A 22,257-nucleotide genomic window follows, 5' to 3' on the forward strand; every position below is an offset into this window, starting at 1 on the left:
GCGCCAACACCGCCCGATTGACCTTGATCGCCACAGCGGGATCATGCCATCCACCTGGCACGACACTCACCCGCTATCACGCACCAACTCGTTAGACCGTGTCCTATGTGGTGAGGCGAGCGAGTCGTTTGTAGCAGCAGAGGGCTGCGGCGGGGCCGAGAAAGGCCAGGTAGTTGCGGGGTTGTCGTTCGTAGCGGTGGTTGAGTCTGCGGTAGCCGGTCAGCCAGGACATGGTCCGCTCGATGACCCATCTGCGGCGGCCTAAGCGTTCGCTGGACTCGACTCCCTTGCGGGCGATGCGCACCCCGATGTGCTTGCCCCAGAGCCATCGCCGCAGGTGAAGGACGTCGTACGCCTTGTCCGCATGCAGGCGCTGGGGTTTGAAGTACCGACCTCGGTGGGGGTCGTGTCTCGTTTGGTGACCGGTGATCATGGGCTTCAGCGGGAGGCTGTCGTGGACGTTGGCCGCGGAGAGGCCGACGAGGAGGGGCAGTCCGTTCGCGTCCGACAGGACGTGCATCCTGGAACCCGGCTTGCCCCGGTCCACGGGGCTCGGACCTGTGAGTTCGCCCCCTTTTTAGCTCTCACGTGCGCAGAGTCGAGCACGGCCCGCGAGAGGTCGATGAGGCCGGCGTCGTCCAGGCGGTGCAGGATCTCCTCGTGGAGCCGACCCCAGACACCGGCTCTGGACCAGATTAGAAGCCTGCGGTGGGCCGTCGACTTCGATATCCCGAAGCATGGCGGCAAGGCCCGCCAGGCACATCCGTTTACGGTCCAGCTCGATCATGGAACGGCTGGCGATCTCCTCGAACCAGTCGGCGGCGATCCTGCCCAGTTGCTCGGGCGATCCGGTCGCCTCCAGCGGCTCGATGTCCGTGCTCGGCTCGGGGTGGCATGTGCTGCTGTTCCGCTCGCTGCAGAAGAGGCGGTTGCCGGCCACGGTCGCGCCCAGCGTCATGACGACCAGCTTCTGGTCCCGGTGCCTGAGCTCCGCGATCAGCGTGAGAACCGCCTGCCCGGCGGCGAACGCCTCGTCCCACGCGGCGCCGTAGGCGTCGCGAGGCGTGCGCGCTTCCTCTTCCCCTTCCTCGTCGGCGGGAAAGACGAGCACAGCAGTCGCGTGGGGCGGGCATTCGGGCCACCCTCGTGCGGACTCGCGGACGATACACACCAGGGTGGTGTGTGAGGCGCTCAACTCGCCCTCGTCCACCTCGAACCCGTCCTCGTTCACGGCCGAACAGTACGTCGGAGCCGAGGGCACTCGCCGCGACGCGCCCCGGCCTCCTGGTCGTCGCCGGGCCCGCCGGACAGAGCGGGCGGGGACCGTTTCCACAGGTCAGCCGCCGCTCCTTCCGCGCATTCGGGACCGACGTCGGGGCGCGCCTCCGCTCCACGCCGAAGGACACCGTCACCCAGCACGAACTGACGCTATCGCCGGCCATCGGCGCGTGACTGCCGAAGGTGCTCCACCGACGGTTCCCCGGCGGATCCGCCAGGCGGTGCGCGCCGCCATCGCCTCGCTCGCGGTGCGGGCCTCGTCGGCAAGGAAGCGGTGGCTGAATCCAGGGTCGTCGTAATGCGCGTCGAACAGGGCGCCGGCCCGGTGTGCCTCCATCGGGCACGGCTTGGGCATTGCGGCATCCTTCCAGCCCGCTTCTCAGCGAGTCGGATCAGGTGTCACCCACCCCTGCAAGAGTCCCGATCGAGCTAGTGACCGCCGCTGAGGAGTGGTGCCTATCCAGCCAACTTTACGGAATCCTTGCCTGGCTCGCGTGGTCATGCTTCACAGGTGGCACACAGTTTCTGCCTTGTTTCAGCGCAGACGTGGGTTCGACGGTTCCGGCCACACCTCCCGGGAGTGATCTTGTCGGGTGTGGCGGGGGTCTGCCTATGGTGTCGGCCGCGCCTGGCGGACCTGACCTGTCCGTGACGGGCGTGCCGGTTCAGTCCATGCGCGGTCGGGGGGATCGCCGCTTCACGTCGCTGGTGTCCGGTGTCTTCGGGCCCTGCGGGCGGGCGCCCCTGCCTGCCCGCTTCCGAAGAGGGATGCCGTCCTTGAAGTCCAGACCAGGCTTTCTCATACGTGTGCTGCGAAGACCACGGCACATCGCGCGCCTCCTGCCGCTTGTCCTCGCGCTGGCGGTGCTGGCCACGCTGGCGGCACGGCCGGACCTGCTCAGCGGGGCGGTCACGAATGCCAGTGCAGTGGCCGACAGCTACGACGGGTACGACGCCAAGGGTGCCGAGCAGTTGCGCGAGGACCAGTGCGTGGCTGCCGATGCCCTCCGCAAGGGCGGCCCGAACATGTTTGCCTTGGCGCAAGGTGCTCTCGGGCAGCCTCCCGATCAGCTCCACGTGAAATTCCGGCGGGATCTCTACGACACCAACGACCCGCTTCATCAGGCATACACCGCGGACGAGACATACAGCGACCAGTGGATCAAAAAGGCCGAGGACCAGGGGAGAGCGTGGTCCGACACCGTCAGGGGCCTGGATTCCTATCCGGGGCAGCCGGCCGGGGCAGACAAGATCTACGACCAGACCGGGTTGCTCCCGTGGCTGTGGCAGTCGTACTTCAAGTCGATAAACCTGCTGTACCCCGCCCCGTACTACGACCCGTCGCCCACCGCTGACGAGAAGGCCAAGGCCGCAGCCCTCGCGATCGGTGACCAGCTGTACCTCACTGGTGGGACACCGCAGGAGCAGCAGGCGTGGGCGCTGTGGAAGAAGAACTCCGGGAAGATCGAACCCAACCAGTTGTTCATCCCTCGCGTGTTCGCCGATGACGCCCGCATCTTCCTCTCCGCAGGAGGATTCCCCCGCACGGCGCCGGCTCCGGACACACCGGAATTCCGCGTCGCGGTCGAGGATCTGAAGGCCCGCTTCGCGGCGTGTGCATGGCATGACCCGATCGATCCTGACCGGGTACTGGGCAAGGAGGTGGCGCAGGCATCAGCCGAGTGGCAGCAGGAGATCACCTCGCAAGCCGCGCAGCGCCAGAAGGTACTCACCGCCAACGTCACCGCCACGAAGGCACTGCAGGAGGGCACGTTCGCCCTGGGCAAAGTGCTCGGTCAGTCGTGGATCGCGGACTACTCCACCCGCTGGCTGGACTATTACACCGAGGGCGGCTTCAACTGGATCGGCGACGGCCAGTTGGAGATCCAGGTGCCAGGGGCCGCGGGCAAGTGCCTTGACGTCGCGGGCGGCGGCAAGACGAACGGCACGCCTGTGCAGGTCTACACCTGCAACGGCGGCGCTGCCCAGAAGTGGCAGCTGTGGGGGTCGGAGAACGGCGGCTACCGCCTCATGAACCCCAATTCGTCTCTGAAGTGCCTGGACGTCGCGGGAGCGAGCGCCGCCGACGGAGCGAAGATCCAGATCCGGGACTGCGCCACCAGCAAGGCGCAGTTCTGGGCGTTCGACGTCCATAACCCCGGCACGCTGCGCAACGTGGCGTCGGGCAAGTGCCTGCATCTGCCGGGCTTCGACAACAGCAAAGACGCCGTGCTGGCAGCGTGCAACGGCTCCAGCGCGCAGAAGTTCAAGGTCGTCGTCAAGACGCATACCGGCAGCGCGCCGGCGAAGGCCGACGTGGACAAGGCCAAGGCGGCCGTCACCGCTGCGCAGGCGGAGGCGAAGAAGCAGCTCGCCGTGGTCAAGACGCAGCTGACTGCCGCCCAGAAGGCCGCGACCGACTCGGACACCGCGCTCCAGGCCGCCTATACGGTCGCGGACGCCAATGGCGCGCCGCGGGGCCGTGGTCTGCTGGTCGGTCAGCAGAAGGCGCAGGTCACCAGGGGTGCTGTCGCTTCGCTGGCGGCGATGGTGAAGGCCGGTGAGACGGCCGAGGCCGCCACCCGTGCCTCCGCCGGTGACAGCCAGACGATCGCGCAGCGCGCGCTGGCGCAGGCCGCGCAGTCGAAGGCCGAGTTCCGCAAGGAGGCGGCGAAGGCGGCCGAGGAGCAGGCGAAGGCGGCGGCCGACGCCGCCAAGCTGCACCGGGACAACGCCAAGAAGGACAAGGAGACCGCGGAGGCGGAACTGGTCGTCGCGGTGAAGGCCGAGGGCGATGCGAGGGCGGCCGCCGCCGACGCGCACGCCAAGCGGCTGGCGGCCGAGGCCGAGGAGAAGACGGCCAGGGCGGAGAAGGAGACCGCCGCGGCCAGGCAGGCCGAAGCCGCCGGTCACAAGAAGAACGCCCAGACGCAGGCGGCCGCGGCCAAGGACGCCCAGTCCAAGGCCGAGGCGGCCGAGGCCACTGCCGAGAGCCGGCGCGACGACGCGGTCAAGGCCCGCGACAGTGCCAGGGCCAGACGCGACGACGCCTGGGACGCCGAACAGAAGGCGGATGCCGCGCGCGCCAAGGCGGACGCCAAGGACGCCTACGCCGTCTCCCTGGACGCCGGTGACGCGGCGACCGCCGCCCGCAGCGCCGCCGACGAGGCCGACCGGCACGCGGACGACGCCGAGGCCGCCGCGGCCAAGGCCCGCACGGAAGCGGACGCCGCCACGCAGGCCGCGGCGGACGCGGACGCCGCCGCCACCCGGGCCGAGGCAGCCGCCGAACGCGCCCGCTCGGACGCGGACGCCGCGCAGGCGGCCAAGCTGAAGGCGGACGCCGCGGTGAGCACCGCCACCAGCGCCGCAGCCGACGCCATCCAGGCCTCCAAGGACGCCGCAGACGAGGCCAGGACCGCGGTCAAGCTCGCCGACGAGGCCGAGGCCCACGCCAGGGACGCCACAACGCAGGCCGACCAGGCCGGCACGGAAGCGGGCAAGGCCCTGGCCGCCTCCGCCAAGGCCGCCGGTTTCGCCCACGTCACCGCCCAGGCCGCCGTCGACGCCGGACACGCCGCCGAACAGGTCGCCGACCCCGCCAACGACGCGATCCAGCTCGGCTCCCCCTACGTCACCACCGACTCCGCCGCCGGCCTCGTCGTCCTGACGGCCCAGGGCTCGAAGACGATCGCCGAACAGCAGCAGGCGGTCGCCGACGCCCACGCCAAGAACGCCCAGGCGGAAGCGGACGCGGCAAAGGCCCTTGCCGAGAAGGCACAGGGTGACGCGAAGGAGGCGTACCAGCACGCGGCCAACGCCGCCGCCTACGCCGCCACCGCCCGCACCTACGCCAAGGAAGCCCTCGGCTACGCCGCCCAGGCGGCCACCGCCGCGTCCAAGGCAGCCGCCTCCCTGGCCCGCACCGTCGCCTACGACCAGCAGGCCACCGCGGACGCCGCAGCCGCCGACCAGGCAGCCGGCCGCGCCGAAGGCTACGCGAAGGACGCCCGCGACTCCGCCGACCAGGCCGAACTCGACGCATCAGCCGCCCGCACCGCAGCCGCCCAGGCCGAACAGTCAGCCAAGGACGCCCGCGCAGCCGCCGACCGCGCAGCCGCGGCAGCAACCGAGGCGGAACAGGCCGCCAAGGACGCCGACAAGTACGCCAAGGAAGCCCAAGAAGCAGCCAGCCGCACCGAACAGGAGTTCGCCAACCAGCAGGTCTCCGCAGGTGCCGGCACCGGGGTGGGCGGCACCTTCTATGTGGTCGACGAGGACAGTGTCGAAGTCACCGACGCGAAGCAGCAGAATCCTTGCGAGATCGAAATCGGCTTCGAGGGCTGCACCGTGTCGTTCACGGTGACGTTCAATGCCACGGTGGACTTCTACCTGTGCGTCGATCCCGACGTGCCGGCAACGTCATCAGGCTGCCCCTCACCGGACACGCTGTTCCTGAAAAGGCAGACGTTCACCGGCTTGAAGAATGATGTCACCCACTACTTCAGCAAGCTGGATCTCATCAAGCAGACCGTCGTCTACCAGATCCTGAAGGCAGTCCTGGTCGAGGACTTCGTCAACTGCTGGCACGGAAGCGTCAGTGCCTGTGCCTGGGCCGCGAGCAACTTCATTCCCGGCGCAGCGTTCGAGAAGATGGCTGAGGGGATCCGTGTCCTGGACGCCGCGTTGAAGACCGGGGCCGGAGTAGCCGATGCGTTCAAGGCGCTGAAGGTCCTGGACGTGGATCCGGCGACGCTGACCAAGATTGAAATGGGGGTCAACGCCTACGAGGACGTCATCACGACATGCAGGGTCAACAGCTTCCCTGGCGACACTCTGGTCCTCATGGCCGACGGCACCCGTAGGGCGATCCGCGACGTACGGGAGGGCGACCGGGTCATGGCCGCCGATCCCGCTACCGGACGGCTGCAAGCCGAGCCCATCACCGATACGTTCCGGCACCGCACGGAACGTTTGGTTACCATCGCCCTGGCCGGCGGCAGCAGCCTGGACACCACGGCCGGACACAAGATGCGCACCAGCGACCGGGGCTGGGTACTCGCCGCCGAACTGCGCCCCCGTGACCGGCTGCTCAGCTCGGACGGTACCTTCCGTACCGTCACCGGCGTGCGTGACCGGTCGGGCCTCGCGCCGCGTCAGGTGTACGACCTCACCGTCGATGACCTTCACACGTTCTACGTGCGTAGTGAGGGGCCCGGGGCAGCGGACGTGATGGTCCACAACTGTCTGAACCTGGGGGACGAGGACCTCAAGGCGCTGGAAAAATACAGTTCGGAGATCCACACTCTGAAAGACCACGTGAGGCCGGACGCGGCAGAGGCGTTCCGCCTCGCCAGCAAGAAGGGCCAGCCGAATACCATCTGGACGAACCAGGACGTAGCCCAGCAAGCCGTTGACCGGGTGGTGGGCGACTACTTCAGCAAGCGAACCGCCAGCGGCCAGAAGGTTCTCGACCAAGAGAAGTGGAAAAAGTTCCAGAACTGGGCGGCGAAGGCCAGGGACGGTGAGCAGTACCCGGCCATCACCGGCACGTGGGATGCCTATCCGTCTCTGGGCAAGAGGTACCACCCGGACGGCAGGACGATCGACAATGCCGGCAACGAAGTTGTGGTGATCTTGATGAAGGTCAAGGGCCACAACGGGCAGGGACGATATGGATTCGTAGTCAAGACTGCCTACCCGAAGTAGACGCTCACGCCCTTTGAAGGAAATGGTTCATGCCGCAGGAACGTCCCGCATATGTCGAGCTGGGTTACTCCGATGATTTCGGGCTCACCGGCCTGACGGAGCAACTGTGCTGTCAAAACCGCCGCCCCGTCGATCGGGCGGCCGCGCTCGCGGTTGCGGCGCATCTGGCGGACGGTTCCGAGGGAGACGAAGCCGTGGAACTCGGGGAGGACACCCGACGACTGCTGCATGCTCCGTTGCCGGAGCAAGTCCTTCACGGGGTGTGGCTCGCTGCGGCCGGCCGGATCTTCGATCCGGCCGGCCCCGGACAGGACACCCGTACCTGGCTGCAGTCGCTCTCGGACCTGGCCACGGACCGCCTCCGGCAGAACAAGCGGTCCTACCTCCCGCCACCGGTGAAGCCGGTACGGGACGAAGACCTGTGCCGGGCGGTCGTGACTCAGATTCGCGGGCTGGCTGAAGACCTGACGGCCGTCACCAGGCTGCCGGACATCGCTCCGGACCTGGAACAGGTCGTCACGTCGGCCGACGCGGATGTCGGCTTCAGGCTCTTCCTGCGGGCCCTGAAGGCGTATTCCGTCCGGCTCCCGAAGGAGCGCTACGACCGCTTCCTCGACCTGGGCGAGCGGCTCGGCTACCCCGTCGCAGTCGTCCGCGACGGCCTCGCCATCGACTGGCCCCCCATCGACACCACACACCGCGACACCTCCTGGGACTTCGGGCTCTCAGGGCTCGCCGGAAACGCCCACCAGGATTGGTGCCCCGACACGGCCCGAAGAGAGATCCACCGGGCGGCCGACACGGACGAACCCAGGCAGTCCCCCGGCACGGCGGCAGCCCTCCTGCTGGAGGACGCGCAACGCCTGCTGCACTCCCCGCTGTCCGACGCCACCCTCACCATGTTGTGGGTCGCCGCGTCGGACGCGGCCTTGCGCATAGACGGGCGCGTTTGGCTGCAGTCGGTCACGGACGTGTGCAGGGAACGCTTGAGCGAGGTCGCCCCCGCTCACACGCACACTCCCGCCGTTCCGTCAGCACGGACGGATTCGGCGGCCACGGCGGTATTGCGGGAGATCCGGGAGACGGCACCCGCGGTGACGGACAAGGCCATCAGCCCCCGCTGGCAGCCGCTTCCGGCCGTCCACGTGATGGCCGCGCTGGAACAGGTCGTGGATCGTGTCGATCCCGACCTCGGCTTTCGGCTGTTCCTACGGGTACTGCGTCCGCTCTCCGCGCCGGTCACACGGGAGCAGTACGGGCGGTACCTGGCGCTCGGTGAACGGTTCGGCTACGGGGAACACCACGTCGACGAGATCGAGCAACTCGTCGAGTGGCCCCGGACGGGAAGCTGAGTCCCCCTGTGTCGTAGCGGAGAGCGGTGACCGTGGCTTCTGCGGACCTCATATCCGTACCGGCCAGACGGGTAGCCACCTCACGGATGTCGTGGTTCCGGCTTCTTCATGCGCCGAGGCCGTCATCTGGTGCGCCGGCTGGCGGGAGGGCGCACTCGTGGGTGTTGCTCCAGTGGCCGACACTGTCCAGAGAGGCTCGGAGCCTGCCTCGGTCCGGAAGGAGAACGTGACACCCGACCCTCGACCTGCACAGCCAGTTGTCCAGGCGGCTGGTGCAGTGTCACAGGACTGAGTCGGCCGCCCATTGTGTCGAGTGCAGCCGTGATGTGCGCGTGTGTGACGGGTCCGGCGAACGCGGTGACTGCCCCTGTTCCGGGGCCGGGAAGCTCGACGGTGTCTCGCCAGGTCTGGACGCTGATCATCGTGACGCGGCGGCAGCGGCACACGCAGAGCTCCGGTCTCGCGCAGGCTCTGCTGGACGGTGTCGTCCAGGGTGTACGGCCTGTTCGGCGGGTCAGCTCAGACGCAGGACGATCCAGGGCATGGTGTCGCCCTCGCGCAGCAGATAGCGTTCGAGCTCAACGAAGCCATGCTGTTCGGCGAAGCGCAGCCCGTCCGGATGGGACGCCAGCACCACGGTCTCGCTCACTTGAGGGTCCAGCGCGCGGGCCTGGCCCAAGGCGCGCTCGTAGAGTTGAGTGCCGATGCCGCGGTGGCGATGCTCGGGCAGAACGCGGGCGATGACCGTCGCGGTGGTGCCGTTGTCCTTGGCGGGCGGGCGCACGGCGGTGCAGCCGATCAGGACGTCACCGAGGTAGGCGACTTCCATGTGGTTGCGGCCGGTGCGGGCACGGACCTCGTCGAGTGACAGCACGTCGCCGGAGACGATCAGGTTGCGGACGTACTTCCAGTCGCGGATCGAGGCGTCGTCGTCCACCGCTTGGACACGAAGGTCGTTCATAGGCCCAGCAAATCGGTGTCTGCCGTTCGCGTCAGCTGGCGAACCCATTCGGGGAAACGCAGGTCAGGACTGGAGGTGACCGTGCCGGGCCGGGGCCAGTCCGGCAGGTCACAGGCGAAGTCAGAGCCGGATGGAGGCGACGGTGCCCGGTACCGGTGCCATGGAAGATGCGCGCGCCTGTCGTAACTCCGGGCCACACCCTGGGAGTTCTGAGGCCATTGAATCTTCATTCGAAAGCTCACCTCCGCTCGCGCGGAGGGGACGTGACCCGGACGCCAACCGCAAGGTGATCTGCCCGGACGGCTGGGCGGCCGCCAAGGGATACTCCGACACCACGTCGGTGACCGACAGCCTCCTTGTTCCCCCAGGGCGGAAGAGGCCGATGGACAGCATCGGCGTGGTCGGACCGCAGGTCATCGTCCGGGTACCGATGACCCGGCGATCACCGCCGAGGGCCCGCCGCGACACAAGGAGAGCTTTCCAGGCACGAGCCCCGCCGGTCACCACGGACGCGGTGGTGACTCACCCCCCGGGCGGGACACCCCACGGCCTGCCGACGGCCGACAGAGCGGCCTTCCCGACCGGGCCCGGCAGACGGGCCACTGGACCACCCGAACCGCGGTGCGCGGACAGCGAAGGGCCGAGCACCACCAGCAAAACCGGACCGAATGCGCGGTGCTAGTTTCGGCATCTGCGCCCACCACCCCGCGGATCTCGAGGAGTTCCCATGCGCACAGCCCTGATCCGCCGCCATGTCCTGCGTGCGGTCGCTCCAGCCGCCCTCACCCTCGCGCTGACTCTCACCGGAACGCTGGCCAGTGGCAGTTCGCCCGCCTACGCGGACACGGGTTACGGCAAGGTCAGCGATGTCTATATGAATCTGGGCCCGACCGCCAGCCCCAGTCAGCAGGGCCAGTACAGCCAGCTGATCGCCAGCCTGCGCAGCGCGGCCGGCCACGGCTTCCGGGGCAACGTCGGCGTCACCCAGACCGTCGGCAACGCCCTCATCCGGATGAGACTCACCAGTCCCTCCGGCAACACCGTCACCCTCTGGTTCACGCCCGGTGACCTGTACCTCCGCGGCTTCACGGCAGCGAACGACGTCACCTGGCAGTTCAACGACGGCGACTTCTCCCTGGTCAACCTGATGGACAGCCTCGGCGTCCTGCAAGCCGGGATGGGACGCTCACTCAACTTCGGCAGCAACTACAACTCGATGACCCAGCGTGCCGGCCGAGGGCGCGAGAACATGCCGATGCACTACGCGGACTTCACCGGATCGGTCGACAACCTGGCCACGTTCACCACCGGAGGGAACCAGCAAGCGGCAGCCCGTTCCCTGATGTTCCTCATCCAGGTGACCTCCGAGGCCGCGCGGTTCAACGACGTGTACGGCACCGGCCTGGCCCTCACCGTGGGGAACGGTGTGGATGGGCTGCCGCTCCAGCAGCAGTACCTGGAGAACAGCTGGGCTCATATGTCGTCCTTCGCCTACAGCGTCTCGCAGAACCCCAATACCGCTCCGGTCGACATCACCGGCGTAGGCCGGCTCACCGACTGGAACAGCGTGGCCCGCTACCTGGCGCTCCTGATCGGAAACCTGAACCTGCCCCAGGAGGGCCAGTCCGGCGACTGGAACCACACCGAGCTTTAGGCCGTACTCGGCAGGGTCGGGGACGGGAAGCCGGAGGCGCAGCCACCGCGCCCGTCCCCGACCCTGCCCGTGCCCGGCACTCATAGAGACGCGATGGCGATCTGGCTGTCCTGCTCTCGCAGGGCGTCCCCGTGGCCGCCCTGGTCCGTGATCCCCGTGCATCCCGTGCACGTGCCTTCGGGATCTCGGCGCGCACGGTCCGTGGGCGACCGGACCGCTCCCGCACCCCTCCCGGCGGCACGTCCACACCCGGGCCGAGCAAGGCCGTAGCCTTGCTCGGCCCGGTCCTCGTCGTCCTGTACGGCGGGGTGCCGCCGGGCCGGCGGACGGCATCACGCTTCCGTCGCGGTTCCCGCCTCCATGGCGTGTGCCAGGATCTTCGGGAGCAGGCCGCCGTGGCGCAGCCACCCGGTCTCCTCCTCGGTCATCACGCTGCTGTGCACGGTGACCTCGGTACGGAGCCGGCCGTCCCGGTGGACGCGGAGGGTGGCGCGACCGCCCGGTCGCAGGGCGTCCTGCGCTCCGATCAGGTCGAACGTCTCCTCTCCGCTCAGGTCGAGCACCACATCCGGGGGGAGATGGAGGGGAAGGACGCCGAGGGCGGTGAGGTTGGTGCGGTGGATGCGTTCGAAGCCGCGGGCTATGACGGCGCGTACCCCGAGGAGGCGGGTGGCCTTGGCGGCCCAGTCACGGGCCGATCCGGCGCCGTAACCCTCCCCGGCGACGACGACCACGGGCTCCTGCCGCTCGGCGTAGAGGGCGGCGGCTGTGCACACCGGATGGACGGTGCCGTCCGGGAACAGCCGGGTGATGCCGCCCTCGGTGTCGACGAGGAGGTTGCGCAGGCGGGGGTTGGCGAACGCGCCGCGGACCATCACATCATGGTTGAGGCGCCGCGCGCTGAAGCTGGCGAACCGGCTCGCGGGCACGCCCCGTTCGCCGAGCCACCTGCCTGCTTCGGAGCCGGTGGTGATCCGGGAGACGGGGGAGATGTGGTCGGTGGTGACGGCGTCACCGAGCAGCAGAAGGGGACGTGCGCCGTGGATGTCGCCGGTGATCTGGGGGAGGGTGAGGGAGTCGTCGAGGAAGGGCGGCCGGCGGATGAGCCCCTCCTCGGTGTCCCAGTCGTAGTCCTCGGTGGTGGGGTACTCGATGTTGTCCCACGGGGACGGTCCGGTGCGTTCCAAATCTTCAGGGGAGCGGTGCGCGGTGGCCAGGGCGATGACCTCGTCTATCTCCGCGTCGCTGGGCCACAGGTCGGCCAGGCGCACCTCGCGGCCGTCCGCGCTCCGGCCGATCGGTGCCGTCTCCAGGTCGGCCGCGACGGTGCCGGCGAGGGCGAAGGCCACGACGAGGGGAGGCGAGGCGAGATAGCCCAGCTTCACCGAGGGGTGGATCCTGCCCTCGAAGTTCCGGTTGCCGGAGATGACGGCGGCGACCTGGAGATCCTGTTGCCGTACGGACTGTTCCAGGGCCGGGTCGAGGGGGCCGGAGTTGCCCATGCAGGTGGTGCAGCCGTGGCCGACGACGTGGAATCCGAGCTGGTCCAGGGAGTTCTGGAGGCCGGTGGCGGTGAGCAGTTCACCTGCGGTGCGGGAGCCGGGGGCGAAGGAGGTCTTGACCCAGGGGGCGGTCGTCAGCCCTTCGAGGACCGCGTTGCGGGCCAGCAGGCCGGCGGCGACGAGTGCGCGGGGGTTGGAGGTGTTGGTGCAGCTGGTGATGGAGGCGATCACGACGTCGCCGTCGGCCGGTGCGCGGCCCGCGGGCCGGACGGCCGCCGGAGCGGCGGCGGGCGACGGCGCGGGGAAGGAGGCCGGGACTTGGGCGAGTGTCAGTCTCTGGTTCGGGCGATGGGGTCCGGCGACGGTCGCGCGCACGGTGGAGAGGTCGAATTCGATGACGTCGTCGAAGTCGGGTTCGGGTGAGTCAGGAGTGCGCAGCATTCCTTGGGCCTGGAGGTAGGCCCGTACCAGGGCGACGTGTTCGTCGGTACGGCCGGTGGCGGTGAGGTAGGCGAGCGTCGCCTCGTCGGCCGGGAAGAAAGCCATGGTCGCGCCGTACTCGGGTGCCATGTTGGAGACAGTGGCGCGGTCCGGCACGGTCAGCCGGTGCAGCCCGGGGCCGCAGAACTCGACGATCTTCTGCACCACCCCGTGTTCACGCAGTACGGCGGTGAGGGACAGTGCCACGTCCGTGGCCAGCACCCCTGGCCGCAGGCCGCCGGTCAGGCGCAGGCCGAGGACTTCGGGCGCCTTCAGGGCGATGGGCTCGCCCAGAACGGCGCCGGTCGCCTCGATGCCGCCGACCCCCCAGCCGAACACCGACAGCGCGTTGATCATGGTGGTGTGGCTGTCGGTGCCCAGGACGGAGTCGAATCCGGCAAGGCGGCGGCCGCGGTCGTCGGTGGTGACCGAGACGACCTCGGCGAGCTGCTCCAGGTTGAGCTGGTGGCAGATGCCGGCTCCCGGCGGGAAGACACGCAGGCCCGTCAGCCGTGTCCGGGCCCAGCGCAGGAACCGGTAGCGGTCCCGGTGGCGTTCCAGCTCCAGGGCCAGGTTCTGTGCGGCGGCCCGGGGCGTGCCCCAGTGGTCCACCTCGACGGCGTGGTCCACCACGAGGTCCATCGGGAGGCGGGGCCGTACGTGCCGCGGATCCCCGCCGCGTGCGCGGACGGCCGCCCGCAGGGCGATCAGGTCGGCGAGGACGGGCAGCCCGGAGGCGTCCTGCATCAGGATGCGACGCGGGAGGAACGGTACGGTGGCCGGCTCCGGGTCTCCGCGGACGAGTGCGGCGACGTTCGCGGTGGCGGCGCGGCCGTCCGTGGTCTGCCGCAGTACGTGCTCGGCCAGGACACGCATCGAATAGGGCAGACGGGAGAGGGGCCCGGCGCCGGCCGCCTCGGCCGCCGGCAGGCTCACGAACTCGATGCCGTCGAAGCCGGGGAGGGAAACACGGAGGCCGCTGTGCGGGCGCGGTGGCCGGTGTCCGGCAGACGGGTACGTCATCGGCCGGTGGCCACGTCGCGTTCAGCGGCGCCGTGGTAGGCGGCCAGCAGCGGCGGAGGGATGGGGCCCTTGATGCGCCGCCCGCCCTGCGTCTCCTCCCAGGCGTGGGCCAGGATGCCGACGGAGCGGGAGAGGATGAACAGACCGCGGCCGAGTTCGGGAGCGAAGCCCAGCGAGCTGTAGATGATGGCGGTCGCGCCGTCGATGTTCATGGGGACGGGACGGGCGCGTCCCGCGGCGAGCTGCCGTTCGATCTCCAGCCCGATCTCCTGGAACGCCGCGTCCGCGACGCCGTTGTGCACGGCGTCCGCGAGCAGTTCCATGAGCGGGTCACGGCGCGGGTCGCGGGGGTGGAAGCGGTGGCCGAAGCCGGGTACGTAGCGGCCGGCGGCGCGGATCTCGGCGAGGGTGCCGGCGACGGCGTCGGTGAGCGAGGTCGCGGAGTACTCGACGCGGTCGCGGATGTCGGCGAGGACCCGCATGCACTGCTGGCCGGCGCCGCCGTGCACATCGCCGAGGAGGCCCACGCCGGTCGCCACGGCGCTGTTGAGGCCGACGCCGCAGGTTGCCGCCATGCGGGCGGCGGCGATCGAGGGGGCTTGCGGTCCGTGGTCGACCGCGGCGACCAGGGCCCGCTCCAGCAGAGCCGACTGGCGGGGGTCGGGCATCTGGCCGCGCAGCATGAGCCAGATCGTGTCGGTGAACGAGGCGTGCTGGACGAGCTGCTGGATGGGGTATCCGCGCAGCCGGATGACACCGGGGTGGATGTCGGAGATCGCCGTGGTCCACCACTGGGTGATCTGGTCGGTGGTCATGTCCTGCGTGCTCATATGGCTCCGTTCTCCCGCAGCCGGGCGATGTCGTCCGGGGTGTAGCCGAGGGTGTGCAGCACCTCGTCGGTGTGTTCGCCGAGCCGGGGCGGCGGCCCGGAGGGGGCGAGACTTTCGCCGTCCACGTGGGCCGCGCTGCCCAGCAGGGTGAGTTCGCGGCCCTCCAGTGCCGGTGCGGTCACCTTGTGGGTGAGCCGCCGGTGGACGACCTGGGGTGAGTCGAGGGCCTGCGGGACGGTCAGTACCGGCGCCGCGGGGACCCCGGCCGGCACCAGCACCCGGTCCCAGTGCTCGGCGGGCTCCGTCCGCAGGGTCTTCTCCAGCTCCTTGCGCAGGACGTCGCGGTTGTCCTTGCGGGCCTCCCGGGTGGCGAACCGCGCGTCGGTGGTGAGTTCCGGCCGCTCCAGTACGGTGCACAGGGCCTCGAACTGCTCCTGTTTGTTGGCGGCGATGTTGAGCCGGCCGTCGGATGTCGCGAAGGTGCCCGAGGGGGCGGAGGTCCGGTTCTCGTTGCCCATGGGCGTCGGCTCGCGGCCCGCGATCAGGTAGTCGGAGACGACCCAGCCCATGGAGGCCAGGGTGGCGTCCAGCATCGAGACGTCGAGGTAGGCGCCCTGGCCGGTGCGGTGCTGCCGCAGCAGTGCGGAGGCCACGGCGAAGGCGGCGGCCGTGCCGCCGATGCTGTCGCACATGGGGTAGCCGACGCGCAGCGGTGCCGTCTCCGGGGTGCCGGTGACGCTCATGGCACCGGACAGTCCCTGGATGACCTGGTCGTAGGCGGGGCGCTTCCTCATCGGGCCGTCCGCGCCGAAGCCGGACAGGGCGCAGTAGACCAGGCGCGGGTTGGTCTCGCGCAGCCTCTCCCAGCCGAACCCGAGGCGTTCGAGGACGCCGGGCCGGAAGTTCTCCAGCAGGACATCGGCCTCGGCGACCAGCCGGGCGAAGACCTCACGGCCCTGCTCGTGCTTGAGGTTGAGCGTCACCGAGCGTTTGCCGGCGTTCTGGGCGAGGAACGACACGCCCAGGTTGCGGCCGCTCAGCTCGGGGTCGGCGCCGAGCTGCCGGGCCAGGTCGCCCGCGCCGGGAACCTCGATCTTGATCACGTCGGCGCCCATGAGGGCGAGCTGGTAGCCGGCGAAAGGGCCGGACAGGACGTTGGTCATGTCGAGGACGCGCACGCCCCCGAGAAGGGTTTCACTCACAGGAATGCCTCCACGGTTCCCAGACCGACGTCAGTGATGCGCGCGGCGGCCCGGGTGACGGCCGGCAGATAGGCGCCGACGCGTTCGGCGGTGAACCGGGAGGTGGGACCGCTGGCCGAGAGGGCGGCGACGATCCGGCCGTCCTTGGCACGGACCGGCGCGGCGACGGCCGACGCCCCCAACTCGCGGTCGCCGTGCGTCACCGCGTAGCCGGTTTCGCTGACGGCGGCCACCTGCTGTCTGAGCACGTCCATGTCCACCTGGCCCTCCTTCGCCGCGAGGTCGTCGAACAGAGCGGCGGGGACACCGCCGAGGAGCACTTTGGACGCCGCGCCTGTCGTGAGCGACATGGGCACTCCCACCTCCACGACACTGCGGACGGTCGCCGTGCCCTCCTCCTGCGCGATACAGACGCGGTGGGTGTCCTGACGGACATAGAGGTTGGCCGTCTCGCCGCACTCGTCCACCAGATCGCGCAGCACGGCGCGGGTCTGCGCGCTCACCTCCCACAGACTCTGGGAGAGCCGGACCCAGCGCAGGAAGCCGGCTCCCGGGCTGTAGACCGTGTCGCCCTGGGAGGCGACGAGGCCGAGGGAGGTCAGCGTCGTCAGCAGCCGGACGGCCGTGGTCTTGGGCAGCCCGGTCAGCTCCGTCAGCTCACGCAAGGTGCGGGTGGGGTGGTGGGCGTCGAAGAGCTGCAGCAACTCGGCGGCGCGGGTGACGCTGCGCACCCCGTCGGTGCGGGCCGACGCAGAGGTCTTGTCGTGTGTGCTCACCCCGACATCGTAAACCGTAGTGCGGTTCAAATAAACCGCTTGATGGGTTGTGTTGGTCAGATGCCCGTGTTTCGATGTCCACCGCAGAGTCGCGACGGATAAACGGTTTCGTCATACCGCTCTGCGGTTCGCAGTCGCGGGACATGCATCGGGCAAGGACAGGGACATGGACGAAATCCAAGTTGAGCTTGTGGTGGTCGGTTGCGGCGCCGGTGGCCTGGCCACCGCCGTGCAGTTCCTCGAAGCCGCGCCGGGCGCGCGGGTGGTCGTACTGGAACGCGCCCCGCAGCACCGCCGTGGCGGCAACACGGCCTGGACGGGCGCGTTCTTCCGGCTCCAGCCGGACGGCACCCCGGCTCCCGACTTCGAGGAGCGGATGCACGAGCTGAGCCGCGGGCTGACCGACAAGGCGATCATCGGCACGCTCGGCGCCCACGCCAAACCGACCATGGAGTGGCTGGAGGCCCAGGGCGTCGAGATGATCTCCGGCCCCACCTACTTCCTCACCTCCAAGGGGCCGCGCCTGATGCCCGCGGGAGGCGGCGGGGCCATCGTCGACCGGCTGTGCGCCCGGGTCGCAGAACTCGGCGGCACCATCGAGTACGAGGCGACCGCCACCGCCCTGCGCCGCGACGAGGACGGCACCGTCCACGGGGTCGTGGGCACGGACGCCGGCGGCCGAGAGCGCGCCTGGCTGGCCCCCACCGTCGTCCTGGCCTGCGGTGGATTCGAGGGCAGCGGGCAACTCCTGCGGCAGCACCTGGGCCAGGACACCCCCGACCTGCCGACCATCACCCCCGGCGGCCGGGCCAACCAGGGCGAGGGCATCGTCATGGGCATCGAGGCCGGAGCCGGCACCGACGGGCAGTTCGACCGCTTCCACGGAGAACCGGTCGACCCCCGCACCCGCAGCGCCGAGGCGCTCGTCATGGTCTACCCCTACGGCATCCTCGTCGACCACCGGGGCCGGCGCTTCCTCGACGAGGGAGCCGACACCCCCGACAACACCTTCGAGGACGTGGCCTACCGGATCTGGCGCGACGCCGACCAGTTCGCCTTCGTCATCGCCGACCAGAAGCTCGTACGGCACGACATCGGCCGCGCGGTGCTCACCGACAAGGCCCCCGAGACCGCGCCCACCCTCGAAGCGCTCGCGGCCCGCCTCGACATCGACCCCGCCGCCCTGCGCGCGACGGTGGACGCCTACAACGCCGCCGCCCGACCCGGCGACCTGGACCCCACCCGCCTCGACGGGGCGGCCACCACCGGCCTGGAGCCCCCCAAGTCCAACTGGGCCCGCCCCCTCGACGAGCCCCCCTACGTCGCCTGGCCGGTCACCTGCGCCATCACCTTCACCTTCGGCGGCCTGCGCACCGACGCCGACGCCCGGGTCCTCACCGCGGACGGCACCCCCGTCCCGGGCCTGTACGCCGTCGGCGAGGTCGCCGGCGTCTACCACCACTCCTACCCCGGGGCCACCTCCGTCCTGCGCGCCCTGGTCTTCGGCCGCATCGCCGGCCGGCAGGCCGCCGCCCGCACCCCCGCCGGCCGGCCGGACTTCTCCGCCCAGTCCGAAGGAGCACGAGGATGAGCACTGCTTCCGCCGCACGGGCGTCGACCGCACGCCGGGCCGCGCTGGCCAGCCTCGTCGGCACCACCATCGAGTGGTTCGACTTCTTCATCTACGGCACCGCCGCCGCCCTCGTCTTCGGGGACCTGTTCTTCCCCGCCGCCGACGGACACTCCGCCCGGCTGGCCTCCTTCGCCACCCTCGGAGTCGCCTTCCTGGCCCGCCCGATCGGCGCCGCGGTCTTCGGACACGTCGGCGACCGGCTCGGCCGCCGCAGCACACTGGTGACCACTCTGGCAGTCATGGGCACCTCCACCGGCCTGATCGGCTGTCTCCCCACCTACGACACCATCGGCGTCTGGGCACCGGTCCTGCTGATCGTCCTGCGTCTGGTGCAAGGTGCCGCCGTGGGAGGCGAGTGGGGCGGCGCGGTCCTGATGTCCGTCGAGCACGCCCCCGCCTCGAAGGTCCGCCTCTACGGCGCCGCCCCCCAGCTCGGCAGCCCCCTGGGACTGGTGCTGTCGACGGCCGTGATGTCGGCCGTCACCTCCCTCCCCGAGTCCAGCCTGCTGTCATGGGGCTGGCGCGTGCCCTTCCTCGCGGGCTTCGTCCTGGTCCTGGTCGGCCTCGTCATCCGGCTCGGCGTCGAAGAGTCGGCCGACTTCCAGCAGCTCAAGGAGGACGGCGGCACCTCCCGCCTGCCGCTGCGCGACGTGTGCACCCGGGCGTGGAGGCAACTGCTCATCGGAACCGGTCTGCAGGCATCGGTGAACGTCATCTTCTACGTCATCTCCGTCTTCTTCCTGTCGTACGCCACCGACGCCCTGGGCTTCGAGCGCACCACGGCCCTGCTGATCGTCAGCTTCGCCGCCACCGTCGACCTGCTCGCCCTGCCGCTCTTCGCCCACCTCAGCGACCGGTTCGGCGCCCACCGGGTGTTCACCGCGGGGGTCGCCTTCACCGTCATCGCGGCCTACCCCTTCTTCGGGCTGGTCGACTCGGGCGACACCCTGGTGGTGACTTTGACGGTCACCCTGATGATGGTGGGCGCGCACGCCACCACCTACGCCGTGATCTCCAGCATGACCGCGGGGCTCTTCGACTCCGGCGTCCGCTACAGCGGTACCTCGCTGAGCAACGCCCTGGGCGGTCTCGCCTTCAGCGCCCCCACACCACTCATCGCCGAGGCCGTCATCGGCCCGGACGGCACCCGCTGGTGGCCCCTGGGCATCATGGCGATCGTCGCGGGAGCCGTCTCCCTGATCGCCGTACGGGCCATGACCCGCACGGCCCCGGACCACGACGGCCACGACCCGGCCGGCAACGCCCTTGCCGCCGGCGCCACACCGCAGAGCGGCAGCCCGGTCTGACCGGAACGAACCCTCCCGCCCCGCCTCCTCAACGATCGGAGCCACACCATGACGACGTCCCAGCCCCCCGCCGCAGCCGACACCGAAGACCGCGAGCACTACCGGATGCTGATCGACGGCACCTGGCGCGACGCCGCCGACAGCCGGCGGTTCGACTCCGTCAACCCCTTCGACGGCACCCACTGGGCCGACGTCCCCCTGGCCGGTGAGGCCGACGTGGACGCCGCCGTCCGCGCGGCACGAGCCGCCTTCGACAACGGCACCTGGCCCGCCACGACCCCCGCCCGCAGGGCTCAGCTGCTGCGCCGCCTCGGCGACCTGATCACCGAACGAGCCGACGACCTCGCGCGCGTCCAGGTCCTGGAGAACGGCAAGCTCATCCGCGAGGTCTCCGGCCAGACCCGGGCCCTGGCCGGGCACTGCTACTTCTACGCGGGTGTGGCCGAGACCATGCACGGCCACACCCTCGCCGGCAGCGTCCCCGACATGCACGTCTTCACCGTGCGCGAGCCCATCGGCGTCGTCGCGGCCATCACCCCGTGGAACAGCCCGCTCGCCCTGCTGCTGTGGAAGCTGTGCCCCGCGCTGGCCGCCGGCAACACCATGGTCATCAAGCCGTCCGAGATCACCCCGGTCTCCACCCTCCTCCTGGGCGAGCTGATCACCGAAGCCGGTTTCCCCGCCGGAGTCGTGAACATCGTGACCGGTGAAGGCGCCACGGGAGCGGCCCTGGCCCGGCACCCCGGAGTGGACAAGATCGCTTTCACCGGTTCGACCGCGGTCGGCAAGACCATCGCGGTGACCGCCGCGGAACGCCTCGCCCGCGTGTCCCTCGAACTCGGTGGCAAGTCACCGAACATCATCTTCTCCGACGCCGACCTGCCCAACGCGGTCAACGGCGTCCTGGCCGGAGTCTTCGCCGCCACCGGACAGACCTGCATGGCGGGCTCCCGGGTCCTGGTGCAGCAGAACATCTACGACATGTTCGCCGCGGCCCTCGTGGAACGCACCGAGCAGATCAAGATCGGCGACCCCCTCGACCCCGACACCGAGATGGGCACCGTCGCCTGCCAGTCCCAGCACACCAAGGTCCTCGACTACATCGCCATCGCCCGCGACGAGGGCGCCACCCTGCTGGCCGGCGGCAAGCGCCCCGAGGACCCGGCCCTGGCCAAGGGCCTCTTCGTCGAACCCACCGTCTTCGGCGACGTCACCAACGACATGCGCATCGCCCGCGAAGAGGTCTTCGGCCCGGTTGCCGTACTCATCCCCTTCACCGACGAGGCGCACGCCGTCGAGATCGCCAACGACACCCCCTTCGGCCTGGCCGCCGGCGTCTGGACCACGGACGTCGCCCGCGCCCACCGCATGGTGCGCCGACTGCGCGCCGGAACCGTCTGGGTCAACAACTACCGCAAGACCAACTACGTCGCGCCCTTCGGCGGCTTCCGGGAAAGCGGCCTCGGCCGCGAGAACGGCATGGACGCCGTCAATGAATACACGGAGGTCAAGACAGCCTGGATCGACTTGGGCAACCGCATCACCGACCCCTTCAACCCCCGCGCCTGACCACCGCCATCCACCGCTCCGCCAGCACCGACCAGTGAGCCCAGTGAGCAGGGAAGACCGCGTGAGCCTGAAAGTCGCGGTCACTGTGAAGTACGTGCCCGACGCCACCGGCGACCGGCACTTCGCCGACGACCTGACCATCGACCGCGACGACGTGGAAGTCACCGTGCTGACCGCCGGCCCAGCTGACCGCCGGCCCAGAAGAAGCCAAGGCCGCTGCCCTGAGCAAGGCGCTGTCGATGGGCGCGGACAACGCCATCCACGTGCAGGACGACGGCCTGCACGGCTCCGGCGCCATCTGCACTTCGCCGGTACTGGCGAAGGCGGTCGAGAAAGCCGGGTACGGCCTGGTGCTGAGCGGCATGGCGTCGAGGGACGGTGCGGCAGCGACGCGGCGACGGAGCGGCTGGAGGCGTCCCTGCCGGCAGTCGTGTCGGTGACCGACCGGTCCGGCGAGGCACGCTACCCGTCCTTCGAGGGGATCATGGCCGCCAAGAAGAAGCCGCTTCCGCCCTGGTTCCTGTCCGACCTGGACATCGAGGTCGGCCTGGAAGGCAGCCGTTCGGCCGCAGAGTCACCGGCCGAACGTCCGCCTCACGTCGCGGGCACGGTCGTCAAGGACGAAGGCGAGGGTGGCAAGCAACTCGCCGGGTTCCTGTCCGTCCGGAAGCCCATCTGAGAGGCGTGTTCCACGTCATGGCTGAAGTCCTCGTCCACGTCGACCACGCGGACGGTGCCGTCCGCAAACCGATCCAGGAGCTGCTGACGCCGGCCCGCCGAGTCGCCGAGCCGGTGCGGGTGGCGCGACCCGCGTGCTGGTCCACGAGGCCGCCGGGGCCGCCGACTGCCTGGTCGTACCGGAGGCCGACGCCCTCAAGGCAGATACCGAGGCCGTCTCCCCGGCCGCCGTCCTGGTCCCGTCCTCCGCCGAGGTCAGGGAGATCGCCGCCCGCCTGGTGCCGCGCACCGTCTCGGGCATCC

The 22,257-nt window shown here is 69.9% G+C and carries 12 protein-coding genes and 3 pseudogenes; 9 read left to right on the forward strand and 6 right to left on the reverse strand.

Annotated features, from left to right (window positions below; all coding sequences use genetic code 11):
• Positions 1-103 precede the first annotated feature (103 nt).
• Positions 104-771, reverse strand: a pseudogene (locus ABZ858_RS36105) (IS5 family transposase); the annotation flags it as partial.
• Between the two features lie 14 nt (positions 772-785).
• Between ABZ858_RS36105 and ABZ858_RS36110 the strand changes: the two are divergent.
• From ABZ858_RS36110 to ABZ858_RS36120, 3 genes are all read left to right on the forward strand, one after another.
• Complete coding sequence (locus ABZ858_RS36110; RefSeq protein ID WP_361388902.1) at positions 786-1,052, forward strand: hypothetical protein; 267 nt, start codon at positions 786-788, stop codon at positions 1,050-1,052.
• 994 nt (positions 1,053-2,046) lie between these two features.
• On the forward strand, positions 2,047-6,987 hold the full coding sequence (locus ABZ858_RS36115) for a ricin-type beta-trefoil lectin domain protein (protein ID WP_361388905.1): 4,941 nt from the start codon (positions 2,047-2,049) through the stop codon (positions 6,985-6,987).
• A 29-nt stretch (positions 6,988-7,016) separates the two neighbouring features.
• Positions 7,017-8,339 carry a hypothetical protein gene (locus tag ABZ858_RS36120; RefSeq protein WP_361388908.1) on the forward strand — a complete coding sequence of 441 codons (1,323 nt, stop codon included), beginning with the start codon at positions 7,017-7,019 and terminating at the stop codon, positions 8,337-8,339.
• A gap of 514 nt (positions 8,340-8,853) precedes the next feature.
• Here ABZ858_RS36120 and ABZ858_RS36125 read toward each other — a convergent pair.
• The gene (locus ABZ858_RS36125; RefSeq protein WP_361388911.1) at positions 8,854-9,300 is read right to left on the reverse strand and encodes a GNAT family N-acetyltransferase; all 447 of its coding nucleotides are present in this window, start codon (positions 9,298-9,300) and stop codon (positions 8,854-8,856) included.
• 727 nt (positions 9,301-10,027) lie between these two features.
• On the opposite strand from ABZ858_RS36125, the gene ABZ858_RS36130 reads away from it, so the two are divergent.
• Complete coding sequence (locus ABZ858_RS36130) at positions 10,028-10,954, forward strand: ribosome-inactivating family protein (protein WP_361388914.1); 927 nt, start codon at positions 10,028-10,030, stop codon at positions 10,952-10,954.
• A gap of 332 nt (positions 10,955-11,286) precedes the next feature.
• Here the strand turns inward: ABZ858_RS36130 and acnA are convergent, their stop codons facing one another.
• The 4 genes from acnA to ABZ858_RS36150 are packed head-to-tail and all read right to left on the reverse strand — an operon-like array spanning position 11,287 to position 16,767.
• Positions 11,287-13,959, reverse strand: a complete 2,673-nt coding sequence (acnA, locus tag ABZ858_RS36135; protein WP_361388917.1) for an aconitate hydratase AcnA — start codon at positions 13,957-13,959, stop codon at positions 11,287-11,289.
• Entirely contained in the window at positions 13,956-14,789 is an 834-nt protein-coding gene (locus ABZ858_RS36140) for a citryl-CoA lyase (protein ID WP_361388920.1), read from the reverse strand. Before ABZ858_RS36140 ends, acnA begins: the two co-directional genes overlap by 4 nt.
• The gene (locus ABZ858_RS36145; RefSeq protein ID WP_361388923.1) at positions 14,786-15,991 is read right to left on the reverse strand and encodes a CaiB/BaiF CoA-transferase family protein; all 1,206 of its coding nucleotides are present in this window, start codon (positions 15,989-15,991) and stop codon (positions 14,786-14,788) included. The genes ABZ858_RS36140 and ABZ858_RS36145 overlap by 4 nt, the downstream gene beginning before the upstream one ends.
• Positions 15,988-16,767 (reverse strand): IclR family transcriptional regulator, encoded by a 780-nt coding sequence (locus ABZ858_RS36150; RefSeq protein ID WP_361388926.1) that lies wholly within the window; start codon positions 16,765-16,767, stop codon positions 15,988-15,990. Before ABZ858_RS36150 ends, ABZ858_RS36145 begins: the two co-directional genes overlap by 4 nt.
• A 166-nt stretch (positions 16,768-16,933) precedes the next feature.
• Here ABZ858_RS36150 and ABZ858_RS36155 point away from each other — a divergent pair, with 166 nt between their 5' ends.
• From ABZ858_RS36155 to ABZ858_RS36175, 5 genes and pseudogenes are all read left to right on the forward strand, one after another.
• Positions 16,934-18,358, forward strand: coding sequence for an FAD-binding protein (locus ABZ858_RS36155; protein ID WP_361388929.1), 1,425 nt, complete (start codon positions 16,934-16,936; stop codon positions 18,356-18,358).
• On the forward strand, positions 18,355-19,707 hold the full coding sequence (locus ABZ858_RS36160) for an MFS transporter (RefSeq protein WP_361388932.1): 1,353 nt from the start codon (positions 18,355-18,357) through the stop codon (positions 19,705-19,707). Before ABZ858_RS36155 ends, ABZ858_RS36160 begins: the two co-directional genes overlap by 4 nt.
• A 48-nt stretch (positions 19,708-19,755) precedes the next feature.
• On the forward strand, positions 19,756-21,276 hold the full coding sequence (locus tag ABZ858_RS36165; protein WP_361388935.1) for an aldehyde dehydrogenase: 1,521 nt from the start codon (positions 19,756-19,758) through the stop codon (positions 21,274-21,276).
• Positions 21,277-21,337: 61 nt separating this feature from the next.
• Positions 21,338-21,955, forward strand: a pseudogene (locus ABZ858_RS36170) (electron transfer flavoprotein subunit beta).
• A gap of 17 nt (positions 21,956-21,972) precedes the next feature.
• Positions 21,973-22,256: pseudogene (locus tag ABZ858_RS36175) on the forward strand (electron transfer flavoprotein subunit alpha/FixB family protein); the annotation flags it as partial.
• Between the last annotated feature and the right edge of the window lies 1 nt (position 22,257).

This window comes from Streptomyces sp. NPDC047017, from assembly GCF_040644175.1.
GTDB lineage: Bacteria > Actinomycetota > Actinomycetes > Streptomycetales > Streptomycetaceae > Streptomyces.

What these genes read in the sequence shown, in the direction of transcription:
- ABZ858_RS36130 (WP_361388914.1), top strand. Translation starts at nt 10,028, where the DNA reads ATGCGCACAGCCCTGATCCGCCGCCATGTCCTGCGTGCGGTCGCTCCA.
- ABZ858_RS36125 (WP_361388911.1), bottom strand. Translation starts at nt 9,300, where the DNA reads ATGAACGACCTTCGTGTCCAAGCGGTGGACGACGACGCCTCGATCCGC.
- ABZ858_RS36165 (WP_361388935.1), top strand. Translation starts at nt 19,756, where the DNA reads ATGACGACGTCCCAGCCCCCCGCCGCAGCCGACACCGAAGACCGCGAG.
- acnA (WP_361388917.1), bottom strand. Translation starts at nt 13,959, where the DNA reads ATGACGTACCCGTCTGCCGGACACCGGCCACCGCGCCCGCACAGCGGC.
- ABZ858_RS36155 (WP_361388929.1), top strand. Translation starts at nt 16,934, where the DNA reads ATGGACGAAATCCAAGTTGAGCTTGTGGTGGTCGGTTGCGGCGCCGGT.
- ABZ858_RS36160 (WP_361388932.1), top strand. Translation starts at nt 18,355, where the DNA reads ATGAGCACTGCTTCCGCCGCACGGGCGTCGACCGCACGCCGGGCCGCG.
- ABZ858_RS36115 (WP_361388905.1), top strand. Translation starts at nt 2,047, where the DNA reads ATGCCGTCCTTGAAGTCCAGACCAGGCTTTCTCATACGTGTGCTGCGA.
- ABZ858_RS36140 (WP_361388920.1), bottom strand. Translation starts at nt 14,789, where the DNA reads ATGAGCACGCAGGACATGACCACCGACCAGATCACCCAGTGGTGGACC.
- ABZ858_RS36110 (WP_361388902.1), top strand. Translation starts at nt 786, where the DNA reads ATGGAACGGCTGGCGATCTCCTCGAACCAGTCGGCGGCGATCCTGCCC.
- ABZ858_RS36120 (WP_361388908.1), top strand. Translation starts at nt 7,017, where the DNA reads ATGCCGCAGGAACGTCCCGCATATGTCGAGCTGGGTTACTCCGATGAT.